This window comes from Rhizobium sp. SVR5-9E (assembly GCF_056755095.1).
Genome location: NZ_JBNDHS010000010.1, coordinates 1 through 13,492 on the forward strand (window position 1 = coordinate 1; position 13,492 = coordinate 13,492).

At 60.3% G+C, this 13,492-nt stretch carries 17 protein-coding genes and 1 pseudogene; 8 read left to right on the forward strand and 10 right to left on the reverse strand.

Annotated elements, in window-relative coordinates; all coding sequences use genetic code 11:
* A partial coding sequence (locus ACPYOJ_RS07580; protein WP_481415693.1) for a heterodisulfide reductase-related iron-sulfur binding cluster occupies nucleotides 1–981 on the forward strand: 981 nt, incomplete at its 5' end.
* A 37-nt stretch (nucleotides 982–1,018) separates the two neighbouring features.
* On the forward strand, nucleotides 1,019–1,447 hold the full coding sequence (locus ACPYOJ_RS07585) for a hypothetical protein (protein WP_481415694.1): 429 nt from the start codon (nucleotides 1,019–1,021) through the stop codon (nucleotides 1,445–1,447).
* A gap of 92 nt (nucleotides 1,448–1,539) precedes the next feature.
* Here ACPYOJ_RS07585 and ACPYOJ_RS07590 read toward each other — a convergent pair.
* The 3 genes and pseudogenes from ACPYOJ_RS07590 to ACPYOJ_RS07600 form a co-directional block, all read right to left on the reverse strand.
* Nucleotides 1,540–1,926, reverse strand: a pseudogene (locus tag ACPYOJ_RS07590) (lipid A oxidase); the annotation flags it as partial.
* Between the two features lie 163 nt (nucleotides 1,927–2,089).
* On the reverse strand, nucleotides 2,090–2,761 hold the full coding sequence (locus ACPYOJ_RS07595; protein ID WP_168828510.1) for a L,D-transpeptidase: 672 nt from the start codon (nucleotides 2,759–2,761) through the stop codon (nucleotides 2,090–2,092).
* 136 nt (nucleotides 2,762–2,897) lie between these two features.
* Complete coding sequence (locus ACPYOJ_RS07600) at nucleotides 2,898–3,656, reverse strand: L,D-transpeptidase (protein ID WP_481415695.1); 759 nt, start codon at nucleotides 3,654–3,656, stop codon at nucleotides 2,898–2,900.
* A gap of 210 nt (nucleotides 3,657–3,866) precedes the next feature.
* Here ACPYOJ_RS07600 and ACPYOJ_RS07605 point away from each other — a divergent pair, with 210 nt between their 5' ends.
* Nucleotides 3,867–4,496, forward strand: coding sequence for a DNA-3-methyladenine glycosylase I (locus ACPYOJ_RS07605; RefSeq protein WP_481415696.1), 630 nt, complete (start codon nucleotides 3,867–3,869; stop codon nucleotides 4,494–4,496).
* Nucleotides 4,493–4,996 (forward strand): hypothetical protein, encoded by a 504-nt coding sequence (locus ACPYOJ_RS07610; RefSeq protein WP_481415697.1) that lies wholly within the window; start codon nucleotides 4,493–4,495, stop codon nucleotides 4,994–4,996. Before ACPYOJ_RS07605 ends, ACPYOJ_RS07610 begins: the two co-directional genes overlap by 4 nt.
* A 1-nt stretch (nucleotide 4,997) precedes the next feature.
* On the opposite strand, the gene ACPYOJ_RS07615 is transcribed toward ACPYOJ_RS07610, so the two are convergent.
* On the reverse strand, nucleotides 4,998–5,702 hold the full coding sequence (locus ACPYOJ_RS07615; protein ID WP_481415698.1) for an HAD family hydrolase: 705 nt from the start codon (nucleotides 5,700–5,702) through the stop codon (nucleotides 4,998–5,000).
* A 237-nt stretch (nucleotides 5,703–5,939) separates the two neighbouring features.
* On the opposite strand from ACPYOJ_RS07615, the gene ACPYOJ_RS07620 reads away from it, so the two are divergent.
* A complete protein-coding gene (locus ACPYOJ_RS07620) occupies nucleotides 5,940–6,989 on the forward strand; it encodes an aldo/keto reductase (RefSeq protein WP_481415699.1) in 1,050 nt (349 codons plus the stop codon).
* A 55-nt stretch (nucleotides 6,990–7,044) separates the two neighbouring features.
* Here ACPYOJ_RS07620 and copM read toward each other — a convergent pair whose 3' ends face one another.
* The 5 genes from copM to ACPYOJ_RS07645 form a co-directional block, all read right to left on the reverse strand.
* Nucleotides 7,045–7,419: a CopM family metallochaperone gene (copM, locus tag ACPYOJ_RS07625; RefSeq protein ID WP_481415700.1), complete on the reverse strand. Its 375-nt coding sequence runs from the start codon at nucleotides 7,417–7,419 to the stop codon at nucleotides 7,045–7,047.
* Between the two features lie 76 nt (nucleotides 7,420–7,495).
* Nucleotides 7,496–7,774, reverse strand: coding sequence for a hypothetical protein (locus tag ACPYOJ_RS07630; RefSeq protein WP_481415701.1), 279 nt, complete (start codon nucleotides 7,772–7,774; stop codon nucleotides 7,496–7,498).
* A gap of 133 nt (nucleotides 7,775–7,907) precedes the next feature.
* On the reverse strand, nucleotides 7,908–8,219 hold the full coding sequence (locus ACPYOJ_RS07635; protein WP_481415702.1) for a BrnA antitoxin family protein: 312 nt from the start codon (nucleotides 8,217–8,219) through the stop codon (nucleotides 7,908–7,910).
* Nucleotides 8,200–8,463 (reverse strand): BrnT family toxin, encoded by a 264-nt coding sequence (locus ACPYOJ_RS07640; RefSeq protein WP_481415703.1) that lies wholly within the window; start codon nucleotides 8,461–8,463, stop codon nucleotides 8,200–8,202. The genes ACPYOJ_RS07635 and ACPYOJ_RS07640 overlap by 20 nt, the downstream gene beginning before the upstream one ends.
* Before the next feature lie 66 nt (nucleotides 8,464–8,529).
* A complete protein-coding gene (locus tag ACPYOJ_RS07645) occupies nucleotides 8,530–9,288 on the reverse strand; it encodes a hypothetical protein (RefSeq protein ID WP_481415704.1) in 759 nt (252 codons plus the stop codon).
* A 137-nt stretch (nucleotides 9,289–9,425) separates the two neighbouring features.
* On the opposite strand from ACPYOJ_RS07645, the gene hisS reads away from it, so the two are divergent.
* The 3 genes from hisS to hisG are packed head-to-tail and all read left to right on the forward strand — an operon-like array spanning nucleotide 9,426 to nucleotide 12,872.
* Nucleotides 9,426–11,057, forward strand: a complete 1,632-nt coding sequence (gene hisS, locus ACPYOJ_RS07650; protein WP_481415705.1) for a histidine--tRNA ligase — start codon at nucleotides 9,426–9,428, stop codon at nucleotides 11,055–11,057.
* Nucleotide 11,058: 1 nt separating this feature from the next.
* The gene (locus tag ACPYOJ_RS07655) at nucleotides 11,059–12,180 is read left to right on the forward strand and encodes an ATP phosphoribosyltransferase regulatory subunit (protein WP_481415706.1); all 1,122 of its coding nucleotides are present in this window, start codon (nucleotides 11,059–11,061) and stop codon (nucleotides 12,178–12,180) included.
* Nucleotides 12,177–12,872, forward strand: coding sequence for an ATP phosphoribosyltransferase (hisG, locus tag ACPYOJ_RS07660; RefSeq protein ID WP_481415707.1), 696 nt, complete (start codon nucleotides 12,177–12,179; stop codon nucleotides 12,870–12,872). The genes ACPYOJ_RS07655 and hisG overlap by 4 nt, the downstream gene beginning before the upstream one ends.
* 74 nt (nucleotides 12,873–12,946) lie before the next feature.
* Here the strand turns inward: hisG and ACPYOJ_RS07665 are convergent, their stop codons facing one another.
* The gene (locus tag ACPYOJ_RS07665) at nucleotides 12,947–13,372 is read right to left on the reverse strand and encodes a DoxX family protein (protein ID WP_168828524.1); all 426 of its coding nucleotides are present in this window, start codon (nucleotides 13,370–13,372) and stop codon (nucleotides 12,947–12,949) included.
* Nucleotides 13,373–13,492 lie beyond the last annotated feature (120 nt).

The window sequence follows — 13,492 nt, forward strand, 5'->3', positions numbered from 1 at the left end:
TTCATGGAGCGAATGACGCGCGGCATCCTGGCGGCCGTGCTGCCCTATCCCGGCCGTTTTCGCCTGGCGCTGAACCTCGCGAAGATCGGAAGACCGTTCAAGGGCTTGATGCGCGCGTCTTCCCTGAAGCCTTTTGCCGCGATGTTGGCGCTTGCGCCAAGGCAGATCCCGGCGCCGTCACCCTTTGCGCGTCCCGCGGTCCATGCAGCGAAGGCTGAAAAGCGCGGTCGTGTCGCGATTCTCACGGGCTGCGCACAGCCGGTGCTCGATCCCGCCATCAACGAGGCGACGATCAAGCTTTTGACCCGTCTCGGCATCGAGGTTGTGGCGCCGGCCGGTGAGGTCTGTTGCGGCTCGCTGGTGCACCACATGGGCCGCGAGGAACAGGCGCTTGCGAGCGCACGGGCGAATGTCGACGTCTGGACGAGGGAGATCGAAAACGGCGGTCTGGATGCGATCATCATCACCGCCTCTGGCTGCGGCACGACGATCAAGGATTATGGCCATATGCTGCGGCTCGACTCCGCCTATGCGCAAAAGGCTGCGCGCATATCAGCATTGGCCAAGGACATCACCGAGTATCTCGCGACGCTCGACCTTCCTTCGCATATGCCAAGGGGCGTCACGGTCGCCTATCATTCTGCCTGCTCCATGCAGCACGGGCAGAGGATCACTATGGCGCCCAAGCAGCTTCTGAAGGCTGCGGGCTTCACCGTTCGCGAACCGGCGGAAGGCCACCTCTGTTGCGGCTCCGCCGGGACCTACAACATCATGCAGTCAGATATTTCCGCGGCGCTGAAGGCGCGCAAAGTCAAGAATATCGAGGCGACGAAGCCGCATGTGATCGCCACCGGCAACATCGGCTGCATCACCCAGATCGGCACCGGTACCGCGATCCCGATTCTGCATACGGTTGAGTTGCTGGATTGGGCTTATGGCGGCGATGTACCCCAAAAATTAAGAGATTTGCCGTTACCCTAAGTTCGGCCGGTTTTCGGCCGGTGACGGAGTTTGGCATATGCGGCGTATAACGATACTGCTTGCAGGTCTGCTCGGCGCGGCAGGGGCTGCGCATGCCGACAGCCGGTTCTTCTGCTCGGCGGACGATGGCAGCGCGCGCTTCACGATCGAAAGCGGCTTTCGGGACGAAGCCGGACATAAGCTCAATCATTTCCGCGGCGCGCTGATGATCAAGAGCGGCTCGGTTCCTGACGTTTTCAAGAAACGCGTGTTCGATTCCAGCAAGCTCACGAACCGCTGGTGGGATGACGGCGATTTGCGCCTTGAGATATTCGATACCGACGACGACGCCGGCACTCAGGCTCTGAGCCTCGTCATTCTCGCCAAAGGGCCCGGAAAGAGCTTTTCGGGCACCTATGGATTGACGATCACCGGCGGTCAAACGCCATTTGCAGTCAGCGGCAAGGTCAGTTGCGGCTCCAAATGAGTCGCAACAACGAAGGACACCGCATCACCAGTGAAACGAAAGGCCGAGATTGACGGCATTGGTGATGACATTCGTTTTCAGGCGGTCGCCGCGAAGCGGTAGATCGCGTTGGCGGTCAGCAGATTGAGGCCATCGGTGAATTCGAAATGCGACCAGCCGGAGGTGCGGAGCGTCTCGTCATCCGCATAGACCTTGGCATGCGTGTAGTCGATCGAGAAGCCGAGGTTCGGATGGTTGAAATCCTCCAGCCACCAGGTGATGCGGCCGCCGTAATAGGGCGGCGAGGCGAAGGATTTGCCCTCCCATCCCGCGGTAAAATGCGTGCCGTCGGATAGGTCGACGCCGCTATGGGGCGCCGTCTGGTATCCGCCATAGAAGGAAAACTGGAGATCCTCGGCCGAAGCCGGCGCGGCGTTCAAAAAGCTCAGAATGGAAAATATGGCAAGGCTCGCCGCAGTGGGATTGAATATGCGATGCATGAAAAATTCCCTGATTATCAGCAGCGCACATCTATCCCGCTTTCCGTGACAGGCTTATTGCAGGGTTGGAAATAGCGCCATCTGCGCCACAGCCATCTCACCTGACACCAATATGAAAAGGGCGGCAAAAGCCGCCCTTCATCATCAAGCAAGTGGCGAAGAATCAGCCGTCGCCGAAGATGGTGCGCAGCAGGTCGATGCCCTTGTCTTGGAAGGCGACGTTGCCCTGCTTGTCGCCGGGACCGATGACGATCACCTTCGCGCCGACCGCCGCGCGCGAATAGAGATGAATGACGTCGTCGTTCATCATGCGGATGCAGCCGGAAGACATGTTCAGGCCGATCGTCCAAGGCTGATTGGTGCCGTGGATACGGAAAATAGTATCGCGGCCGCCCTGATAGAGATACATGGCGCGTGCGCCGAGCGGATTGTCTTCGCCGCCTTCCTGGAAGGCGGGTATGATGTGACCCTTCGCGGCCTCGCGGACACGCATCTCGGCCGGCGGCGTCCAGGTCGGCCATTCGGCCTTGCGGCCGATCTTCACGACGCCTGACCAGCCGAAGCCATCACGGCCGACCCCGATGCCGTAGCGCGTCGCGCGGTTCTTCGTCTCGACGTAGTAGAGATACTTGTTGTTGGTATCGACGATGATCGTACCCGGCTCTTCGTTCGTCACGAGCCGCACGAGCTTGCGCTTGAACTCCGGCTTTACGAACTTGGTTTTCGGAACGCGGACGACGGGTGCAGCATCGTGGGCGGGTTGAGCAACGGCAGGCGTGATTGCAATAGAAAATGCAATGCCGGCGGCCGCAAGGCCGGAGGCGACTTTCAACATATTGATTCCCCTCAAAAGCAAAATCGGGCCGAAGCTACCTGAACTTCAGCCCGATTCAAGATCAGTTGTCGCCGGCACAGCATTTTTGATTCTGAGTGCCGGCTGTTCTTGCCAGAAGTGAGGTAAAAGCCAGCAGTTACATCACGATAACGCGCGTACCGACTTTGACGCGTTCGTAAAGGTCGACAACATCCTCGTTGCGCAGGCGGATGCAGCCCGAAGAAACGGCACTGCCGATCGTCCAGGGCGCATTGGTGCCGTGGATTCTGTAGAGCGTCGAGCCGAGATACATGGCGCGCGCGCCAAGCGGGTTCTCCGGACCACCGTCCATGCGGGCCGGCAGATAATGGCCCTTCGCAGCTTCGCGGCTAACCATCTCGGAGGGCGGCGTCCACTCCGGCCATTCCGTTTTGCGGGTAACCTTGTGTACGCCGGCCCACTCGAAGCCCGGCTTGCCGACGCCGACCCCGTAACGCCGGGCCTGGCCGTTGGCCACAACAAGATAGAGAAAGCGGTTGTTCGTATCGATGACGATCGTGCCCGGTTTTTCCTTGGTCTGGTAGTCGACCATCTGCGGCAGATACTCTGGCTCGATCTGATGGCGGATCACCGGCAGGTCGGGACGAATTCCTGCAACTTGCTGTGGGGCGGGAGCGGCTTCGGGCGCAGGCGCACGGCGGAAGAAAGGCAGCCGCGGGATGAAGCCGCGCCATTGCGGGGCGGGGCGCTGATAGACCACAGGGCGAACATTGTCGCTGCCGAGTTGGTTGACCCAGGGAGCTGTGAGGTCGGGGCTGAGAACGATGGGCGGACGACTTGCGTAGCGGTCGTCGCCAAGGGCCGGCGAGGCCAGTAGGCCGATCACACCGGCGGCAATCAATGCGGATTTCATCATCGGGCGGGCTCTCTACAAATGACCGAAAATGCGTAAGGGCGGCAGTCCGCCTGCCCAACATGCTGCCATTATCGCCGCCAGCGAATGGTAAAAATCGATTCAGTAAGGGACAGCTGGCGGAATAAACTTTTCGTCAGGGTTACTCTTCGGTTTGGAAACAGGGTTAGCAAATGCTAAAGCCGGATTCTGACGAAGAAATGGCGGCGAAGAATGAGCGAAACGGGAATCATAATCGGCGAGGACGGCAAGAGCCGCTGCCACTGGCATGCAAATCTTCCAGACTACATGCGCTATCACGACGAGGAGTGGGGCAGGCCGGTCACCGACGACATCCGCCTCTTCGAGAAAATCTGCCTTGAAGGGTTCCAGTCCGGCCTCTCCTGGCTGACGATCCTGCGCAAGCGCGATAATTTCCGGGCTGCCTTCGCGGGTTTCGACTTCGAAAAGGTGGCGCTGTTTGATGATCGGGATATCGAGCGGTGCCTTGCCGACGCCGGTATCATCCGCCACCGCGGCAAGATCGTATCGACGATCAACAATGCCAGGCGCGCCATTACTCTGAGGAGCGAATTCGGCTCGCTTGGGCGCTACTTCTGGAGCTATGAGCCGGCTCTTCATGAACGCCCCGCCGTTGTCGACCGCCAGCACGTCGCCGCCAACCCCACGACACCCGTTTCGGTAAGAATATCGAAGGATTTGAAGAAACGCGGCTGGACCTTTGTCGGTCCGACCACAGTTTATGCCTTCATGCAGGCAATGGGTCTCGTCAACGATCATATCGAAGGCTGCTTCCGCCGCCCCGAAGTGGAGGCTATGCGCGTGGCATTGGTGCGCCCATGAGAGCGTGGATCGGCATCGCTTCGGCGCTCTTTCTGTGCGCGACGGCGGCATTTGCCCAGGAACCGCAGCTCGATCCCGGCGAAAAGCTGGAGAAGCTCCAGTTTCCGGCGGTCACCATGCAGATCAAGGGCTGGACCAAATTCGGCAACAGCGGTGTCTACACCTTGCCGGTGCGCGCCGGCCAACACGTAAGGATCAGCTTTACGACAAAGAGCAAGTATGCGTTTCTTGCGATCTTCGATCTCTCCAAGCCCGATGATGAGGCATTTTTCGGCACAGATGAGGACGGCACGGCACTTGATGTGACCGTGAAGGAAAACACCACGTGGTTTCTGCGGCCCTATTATTCCAAGGCTTCGCCGCGCCGCGGCCTGGGAGCGCCCTATACGCTGCTCATCGAGCCGCAGGCGGCCGGGCAACCGCAGCCCGCAAAACCCGAAGAACCGCAACGTCCGTCGCTGTTCCCGGCTGCGCCCTCAAAATCCGGTACCGGGGAATAGCTCAGGACAATCCGTCGAGCAGTCCGCCGAGTTCGCCGAGATGGGCGATCTTTCGAAAGCGCGGTGCCTCCTTCGGCTCGTCGACATGCTCTAGGACCCAGGTCAGCTCATGCGGCACGAAGACGCCGTAGCTTCCGGCGGCAATCGCCGGCACGATATCGGACTTGAGCGAATTGCCGACCATCATGGCCCGTTCCGGACCGTCGCCGAGCTTCGAGAAAATCCGCCGATAGGTGACGGCCGTCTTGTCCGAGACGATCTCGACGGCATCGAAGAAATCGCCAAGACCGGATTGGGCGAGCTTGCGCTCCTGATCGAACAGGTCGCCTTTGGTGATCAATACCAGCAGATAGTTTCCGGCAAGGGATTCCAGCGTCTCGCGGACATGCGGCATGGTCTCGACCGGATGCGAAAGAAGGTCGCGGCCGGTATCAAGGATTTTCGCGATCACGCTCGCCGGCACCTTGCCTTCGGTGATCTCGATCGCGGTCTCTATCATCGACAGCGTAAAGCCCTTTATGCCGAAGCCGTAGTGGCTGAGATTGCGCTTTTCAGCTTCCAGCAGCCGCTGCGAAATCTGCGAACCGTCCGCGAAATCGGCGAGCAGTTGCGTGAAGTGCTCCTCGGTTAGCCGGTAATACTGTTCGTTCTGCCAGAGCGTATCGTCGGCGTCGAAGCCGATCGTCGTCAGCGCGTGCGTGCTCATCTGAAGCTCCTGCAACCTGTGAAGCAGCAATCTATTGGGAGGCTGTGTTTAGACAAGGGCTTCTGCTTTCTCCTCTCAATATGTCGCAGGCGACGTTGAAATGCGGCTGCCTGGCATTACGTAAAATGCCTGCCTGCAGCCAGCTTCGGCTGTGCCTGACCGTTCAGGCCAATATTGAAAGATTAGAATTCAGCAGCCCGCAAGCGGTCGATTTCGGCCGACACAAGGAATTTCTTCATGCGTTACAATCAACTCGGAAATACGGGACTTTTCGTCTCGGAAATCTGCTTGGGCACCATGACATTCGGTGAGGCAGGCAGCGGCACCACCTGGGGCGCCATCGCCGACGTCGACCAGAAGGCGGCCGACCAGATCGTCGAGCGCTCGCTCCAGGCCGGCGTCAACTTCATCGATACCGCCGATGTCTATTCCTTCGGGCAATCCGAAAGGCTCCTCGGACAGGCGCTGAAAAACCTCAATGTCCCGCGCAAGGATGTTGTCATCGCCACCAAGGTTTATGGCGTTATGGGCGACAAGCCCAACGATCGCGGCGCCTCCCGCGGGCATATCATGGATTCCGTCGAAGCCAGCCTCAAGCGGCTGCAGACGGATCACATTGATCTCTATCAGATTCATGCAACCGATACGGTGACGCCGATCGACGAGACGCTGCGCGCTCTCGACGATCTCGTCTCCCGCGGTCTCGTGCGCTATATCGGCGTCTCGAACTGGCAGGCCTGGCGGATCGCCAAGGCGCTCGGCATCTCCGAACGCCGCGGCTTTGCCCGCTTCGAAACCGTCCAGGCCTACTACTCCATCGCCGGCCGTGATCTCGAACGCGATATCGTGCCGCTGATGAATGAGGAGAAGCTCGGCCTGATGGTCTGGTCGCCGCTTGCCGGCGGCCTGCTCTCCGGCAAATACGGTCCGGGCGCGCCCGGCAACGGCGAAGGCCGCCGCGCCAGCTTCGATTTTCCGCCGGTGGACAAGGACAAGGCCTGGGCCTGCGTTGCCGTTATGCGTGAGATTGCCGAAAAGCACGGCAGCAGCGTCGCAACGGTCGCACTCGCCTATGTTCTCGCCAAGCCGTTCGTCACCAGCGTCATCATTGGCGCGAAGCGCATCGATCAGCTCGATCAGAACCTTGCCGCCGTCCAGCTGAAGCTCGATGCCGGCGATCTGCAGAAACTCGACGAGGTCAGCGCGCTGGCGCCGGAATATCCGGGCTGGATGCTTGCCCGCCAGGGCGCCGCCCGCCGCCCGGAACCTTTCGAGCCGAAGGCCTGAACTGAAAACGGAAACGCCGGTGCGTCAGGCACCGGCGTTTCCTTGCTTGACGGCTTTACTTCGCGTGGGCTTTCAACCAGGTGTTCATTTCGGCGATTTCCGCTTCCTGGGCCTTGATGACCGCTTCGGCGAGTTTGCGGATTTCCGGATCCTTGCCGTATTGCAACTCGATCTTCGCCATGTCGATCGCACCCTGATGGTGCGGGATCATGCTGCGGACGAAATCGACGTCGGTGTTGCCGGTCAACTCGACCATCATATCCTTGTGCATCTTGGCGTTCGCTTTGGCGAAAGCATGGCTTGAAGGGCTGTGGTCGCCCATCGGCTTCATCATATCCATTGGCTTACTCATGTCCATCTGCATGTCCTCGGCAAATGCCGGGACGGCAAACGCGAAAGCTGCGGTGAAAGCGAGAATTTTCAAAGACATGGGATTTCCTTCCTCTGTCTGACAATAGGTTCACAGGCGCGGCGGATGCCGCACGATCGGTATGGAAGAAACTGCGTCAGACGAGCCGGGGAGGCGGCGGTTGCGGGGCAATGCGATGATCGGCGAGCGCTTGCCCGGCGCCGGGCGAAGGATAAGCGAATATATGCTTCGCATTTGTGTCGACCATAAGCGCTGGCGGCACGACTACGCAGACCGTGCAGAAGGCCATATGCGCAGTGTCGCCGGTTACACAGGGATTTTTGGGCAAGTCCGTCTTAGTATGCGCCGACATGTCCATGCCCGCCATGTCGTGATGCATCTCGGCCATGACGGGCTGCTGCATCGACGCGCACATGGGGCAACCCGCCAGTGCGGACATCGCGCTGTAAAACAGCCAGCCGAAAAGCATCGTTGTGATGGCAAAGAAGCGCATGGGCGGAGGGTAGGCGAATGGCCATCAAAAACCAAGGCCGCTCATAAGAATGCTTTCAAAGCTTCGCTGCTTTTCGCAACGCCTCGTTGATCCGTCCCTGCCAGCCTTTTCCGGTCGCCTTGAAGGCGTCGATCACGTCTGGATCGAGCCGCAGCGAAATCTGCCTCTTCGGTTTTTCGACAGCAGGTCTGCCCCGCGCCCGGCGGATGCTTTCAGCAAGCTCCGGGAAGACTTCGGCAAAGGGCCGCGCGTTCTTGAAGTCTTCCTCGGTCCATTCGGGATTGTCGCTGACCGCGTCCCAATCTTCCTTGCTGTATCCGCGGCCTTCTTTGAATTCGGATTGCAACTCAGTTTTCTTTGCTGTCATTCAGTAGCCGCCTTTCCGTTGCCTTGGCCGGGCGCATTGAAATCACTGATAAAGCCTCTTCGCCCAGTCTTGCGAAGATCACCACGATGGTGCCGTCCGTAAATCTGCCGATCGCCATGATGCGGCCTCCGCGAGCGGGTTGAAGAACGGCGGACAGGAAAAACATCAGGTCGAGATCGGCAAAATCCAATCCGTGCTTATCGAGATTTGCGAGGCGCTTCGGCTCATCCCAAACGATCTTCACCGCAATGATATCCGATATTAAAAGTGATACAATAAATCCTGGATTGCAGCCAGCATAATATGCATCTCAATAAGCGGCAATCACCTGGTGGATGATCTGGTAATCGCGGCTCTCCTCACCAAGTGGCGCGACGGGCCATGTCCACGATGTCTTGTCAGCCGGCGGCGCGACGTCGTGCAGCAAATCGGCGGTCTCATGCGTCTTTCCGTTCCGGTCGATCACCGCGTAGGAAGTGTCAGTGACGAGACAGGTAGCGCAGGGCTGGATCTGAAGGCCCTCGATGTGCGCGGCAATCAGGCGCTGCACGGTATCCCGGGGCATCGCCCCGTCCTGCTCGGCCTCGAAGCGCCGCTTGACGCCGCGGCCGATCTGGGAAAGCAGGTTGGCGGAAATGACGAGATCGAGATAGGGCACACCGCGAAGGAAGCCGAGCGGCTCCGCCGAACCCGTTTCCCGCAACGCATCGTAGCCGGAAAGGTCGCGCTCGATGAGGCGAACGTTCCGGTATCCCTTTGCCTTCAGCCGGAAGCGGACGGAGGCGAGGTGCACAAGATCGACGAGGACGACCGTGTCGAAGGATTTGGAAAGCGCTTCGATCGGCACGTCGCGCAGGAGTCCTGATCCCAAGACGACCACCGTCCGCTTCTGCCGAAGGCCGGAGGCCGCCGCAAGCATGGCCGACTGGCTCTTCTCTTCATGCTCCGCCCACTGCCTGCTGCAGCGCCTGCCGCGGGACCAGAGATTGACCGAATAGCGGACGAACTTACGGTGCGGCTTGGCCGTGACGGGCAGGGTTGCGAGATAGAGCAAGGCTTCGACGATCATGGCTGGTTCCGCAATTTGGGCTGTGCTTGTTCGATCTTTGATTCTGCGGTTCACTTCAAGGCCCCTTCGCCCTTGCCGCTACCGGCCCAATCCGCTAGGAAATCGCCACTGTCACGATTGAGCGGAATGCGTTGGAAATGAACGACAAGCAGAAGAAACCACAAAAGCTCAAGGCTCGCCTGCCGCGCGGCTTCGTCGACCGTTCGGCGGCGGATATCCGCGCCGTCAACGAGATGACCGCGAAGATTCGCGAAGTCTATGAGCATTATGGTTTCGATCCGGTCGAAACGCCGCTCCTCGAATATACCGATGCGCTTGGCAAGTTCCTGCCCGACAGCGACCGCCCGAACGAAGGCGTCTTCTCGCTGCAGGACGACGACGACCAGTGGATGAGCCTGCGCTACGACCTGACGGCGCCGCTCGCCCGCCATGTCGCGGAAAACTTCAACGAGATCCAGCTTCCCTACCGTACCTATCGCGCCGGCTATGTGTTCCGGAACGAAAAGCCCGGTCCGGGCCGCTTCCGCCAGTTCATGCAGTTCGACGCCGATACCGTCGGTGCGCCGGGCGTCCAGGCCGATGCGGAAATGTGCATGATGATGGCCGATACGCTGGAAGCCCTCGGCATCAAGCGCGGCGATTACGTTATCCGGGTGAATAACCGAAAGGTTCTGGACGGCGTGCTGGAGGCGATCGGCCTTGGCGGTGACGAGAATGCATTGCGGCGGCTCAACGTGCTGCGTGCGATTGATAAGTTTGACAAGTTTGGCGCTGATGGGGTCAGACTTTTGCTCGGTCCGGGACGTAAAGACGAATCCGGCGATTTCACCAAGGGGGCAGGTCTTGAGCAGCCTCACATCGAGTTCCTAGTCGGATTGCTAGAAGTTCAAGCTCGAATCGGAATTGCGGCCGAAGGACGACGCATATCTGATGCTGAGTTCGCTGAGCGGCACGGTCGCAATCCAAGCCGCTGGTTCGATTGCATTGACGTCGAATATCCGCCTGAATGGCTTGATGCACAGGCCCGTCAGATCGGTGCAAATGAAGAGAATAATGCAGTTCTCTTTGATGGGCTCGGGGAACTCAAGGTAATCGCATCACTTTTGAGGGCAGCAGGCTATGACGATGGTCGTGTCATCATCGACCCTTCCGTCGTGCGCGGTCTCGAATATTACACTGGCCCGGTCTACGAGGCCGAACTTACCTTCGACGTGACCAACGAGAAGGGCGAAAAGGTCGTCTTCGGATCTGTCGGTGGCGGTGGGCGGTATGATGGCCTTGTGTCCCGCTTCATGGGCCAGCCGGTCCCGGCGACCGGCTTCTCCATCGGCGTTTCGCGGCTGATGACGGCGCTGAAGAACCTCGGCAAGCTCGGCCAGCAGGACGTCATCGAGCCGGTGCTCGTCACCGTCATGGACGGCGATGTGGACGCCATGGGCCGCTATCAGCGCATGACGCAGGAGCTGCGTGCCGCCGGCATCCGCGCCGAGATGTTCCAGGGCAACTGGAAGAAATTCGGCAACCAGCTGAAATATGCCGACCGCCGCGGCTGCCCGATCGCGATCATTCAGGGCGGCGACGAGCGCGCTGAGGGCGTCGTGCAGATCAAGGATCTGATCGAGGGCAAGCGCCTTTCCGGCGAGATCGAGGACAATGCGAGCTGGCGCGAGGCCCGCGTCGCACAGGAGACCGTTGCCGAGACCGATCTCGTCGCCAAGGTGAAGGAAATTCTGGCGGCGCAGGCGGAAGATCGCGCGAGGGCGGGCTGACATGCCCCTGATCAACCTCCCCGATTTCGCCGACGACCTTCTGGACGAATTCGCCGCCCGAAAGACGGCGCGGATCGACACGCCGGTAATCCAGCCGGCCGAGCCTTTTCTCGACATCGCCGGCGAAGACCTCCGCCGCCGCATCTTCATGACGGAAAGCGAGACCGGCGCGAGCCTGTGCCTGCGCCCGGAATTCACCATTCCCGTCTGCATTCGCCACATCGAAACGGCCACCGGCACGCCCAAGCGCTATTCCTATCTCGGCGAGGTTTTCCGCCAGCGCCGTGAGGGCGGCAACGAATTCTACCAGGCTGGCATTGAAGATCTCGGCGACATCAATATCGCCAGCGCTGACGCCCGCGCCATCGGCGATGCGACCGCCATCCTGACGCGGCTTCTCCCCGGCAAGCGCTTCTCGGTAACGCTTGGCGATCAGGCGGTCTTCGAAGCCGTCGTTCAGGCGCTCGGCCTGCCGCTCGGCTGGCAGAAGCGGTTGATCCACGCCTTCGGCAACATGACGCAGCTTGAGGCGCTGCTTGCGAGCCTCGTCAGCCCGCAGTTCGTGACCGGCCTCGACGACGATATCGCCCGGCTGATCGCGACCGGAGATGAGGCGGCGCTCATCGCCCACATCGACACGACGATGCAGGCGACCGGCTATTCCTCGAATGCAAGCCGCTCGCCGGCCGAGATCGCACGCCGCCTGAAGGAGAAGCTGATCCTGTCGGAAACGCGCCTCGACGACGCGGCCTTCCGCGTGCTCGAGGAGTTCCTGTCCCTCAGGGTGCCGCTCATAAACGCGTCTGCCGCGCTCGCCGGCTTTGCCGATGCCGCCGGTTTGAGGCTCGGTAACGCCCTTTCGCGTTTCGATGGCCGGGTGGCGGCCCTTGGGAACTCCGGCATCGATCTGTCGTCCATCGACTATCGCGCCGCCTTCGGGCGCCCGCTCGATTACTATACCGGCCTTGTCTTCGAGGTCGGTATCGAAGGCTCTTCCGCCGTTCTGGTGGGCGGCGGGCGCTTCGACAGGCTTTTGACGCTGCTCGGCGCCAAGGATCGCATTCCGGCCGTTGGCTTCTCGCTCTGGCTCGATCGCATCGAAACGGAAAGGGCGGCGGCATGACGATCACCATCGCACTGCCCTCCAAGGGCCGCATGAAGGACGACGCTTCGGCGATCTTCGAACGCGCCGGCATGAAGATTAGTGCCGTCGGCAACGACCGCTCCTATCGCGGCCGCGTCGAGGGATGGGACGACGTCGATGTCGCCTTCCTGTCGGCCTCGGAAATCTCCCGTGAACTCGGCAACGGCTCGATCGATTTCGGTGTGACGGGCGAGGATCTCGTACGCGAAGGATTGGCTGAAGCAGACAAGCGCGTGGAATTCTGCGCCCGCCTCGGTTTCGGGCAGGCTGACGTGGTGGTCGCCGTTCCGGAAATATGGCTCGACGTCGATACGATGGCCGATCTCGGAGACGTCGCCGCCGACTTCCGCGCCCGCCACGGCCGCCGCTTGACCATCGCGACCAAATACTGGCGGCTGACGCAGCAGTTCTTCTCCAGCCAGCACGGCATTCAGCTCTATCGTATCGTCGAAAGCCTTGGCGCGACGGAAGGCGCTCCCGCGTCCGGCTCGGCCGACATTATCGTCGATATCACCTCGACAGGCTCCACCTTGAAGGCGAACCACCTGCGAGTGCTGAACGACGGCGTGATCCTGCGCTCGCAAGCCTGCCTCATGCGCGCCCGCAAGGACAATCACGCTGACGAGCAGTCGCTGGCAAGGATCATCGAAGCGGTGCGAAGCGCCCTCTGATTTCAGCATAGGACCAAACGAAGAAACCCGCCGTCTTTCGACGGCGGGTTTCTTATGCTTGGGAGGTTGTTCGCTTATGCGCGGACGGCAGATGCGCCGCGGCGGGCATCGATCGAGTAGGCGCCTGCGCCGACCGTGGCGAGCAGGATGTAACCGCCGGCCAGCGTGAAGTTCTTCATGACCATGATCTGGTTGAGGATATTCACCAGCTCGGTGCCGCTGGCATAGGGCAGGTGGAAGAAGATGGCAGTGAAGATAGAGAAGGCCGCAAGCAACCAGCCGACGATGCGGACCTGGAAGCCGACGAGAACGGCAAGGCCGGTCAGCAGTTCGAAGAGACCTGCGAGATAGGTCAGCGCCGTTGCGGCAGGAAAGCCTGCGCCTGCGATCATGCCGGCAGTGCCTGCCGGATCGGTGACCTTGCCGAAGCCAGCAAGGATAAACATGAAGGACAGGAGGATGCGGGCGACAAGAATAAGGCCGTTGCTGGTATTCGACATGGACGTGATCTCCGTTTGGATTGCTCTGGAGGTCCCTGTGCCCCCGGCACTTTCTGAACCTCGTTGCCCCTTCTACTCGCTCATTTTGACGTAGCTGAAAAGATAAACAGAAGCGGACGG

Coding starts and splice junctions, on each gene's coding strand:
- ACPYOJ_RS07610 (WP_481415697.1), top strand. CDS start 4,493: ATGAGAGCGTGGATCGGCATCGCTTCGGCGCTCTTTCTGTGCGCGACG.
- copM (WP_481415700.1), bottom strand. CDS start 7,419: ATGTCTTTGAAAATTCTCGCTTTCACCGCAGCTTTCGCGTTTGCCGTC.
- hisG (WP_481415707.1), top strand. CDS start 12,177: ATGACGATCACCATCGCACTGCCCTCCAAGGGCCGCATGAAGGACGAC.
- ACPYOJ_RS07665 (WP_168828524.1), bottom strand. CDS start 13,372: ATGTCGAATACCAGCAACGGCCTTATTCTTGTCGCCCGCATCCTCCTG.
- ACPYOJ_RS07630 (WP_481415701.1), bottom strand. CDS start 7,774: ATGTGCGCGTCGATGCAGCAGCCCGTCATGGCCGAGATGCATCACGAC.
- ACPYOJ_RS07620 (WP_481415699.1), top strand. CDS start 5,940: ATGCGTTACAATCAACTCGGAAATACGGGACTTTTCGTCTCGGAAATC.
- ACPYOJ_RS07595 (WP_168828510.1), bottom strand. CDS start 2,761: ATGTTGAAAGTCGCCTCCGGCCTTGCGGCCGCCGGCATTGCATTTTCT.
- ACPYOJ_RS07615 (WP_481415698.1), bottom strand. CDS start 5,702: ATGAGCACGCACGCGCTGACGACGATCGGCTTCGACGCCGACGATACG.
- ACPYOJ_RS07655 (WP_481415706.1), top strand. CDS start 11,059: ATGCCCCTGATCAACCTCCCCGATTTCGCCGACGACCTTCTGGACGAA.
- ACPYOJ_RS07635 (WP_481415702.1), bottom strand. CDS start 8,219: ATGACAGCAAAGAAAACTGAGTTGCAATCCGAATTCAAAGAAGGCCGC.
- ACPYOJ_RS07605 (WP_481415696.1), top strand. CDS start 3,867: ATGAGCGAAACGGGAATCATAATCGGCGAGGACGGCAAGAGCCGCTGC.
- ACPYOJ_RS07585 (WP_481415694.1), top strand. CDS start 1,019: ATGCGGCGTATAACGATACTGCTTGCAGGTCTGCTCGGCGCGGCAGGG.
- ACPYOJ_RS07645 (WP_481415704.1), bottom strand. CDS start 9,288: ATGATCGTCGAAGCCTTGCTCTATCTCGCAACCCTGCCCGTCACGGCC.
- hisS (WP_481415705.1), top strand. CDS start 9,426: ATGAACGACAAGCAGAAGAAACCACAAAAGCTCAAGGCTCGCCTGCCG.
- ACPYOJ_RS07600 (WP_481415695.1), bottom strand. CDS start 3,656: ATGATGAAATCCGCATTGATTGCCGCCGGTGTGATCGGCCTACTGGCC.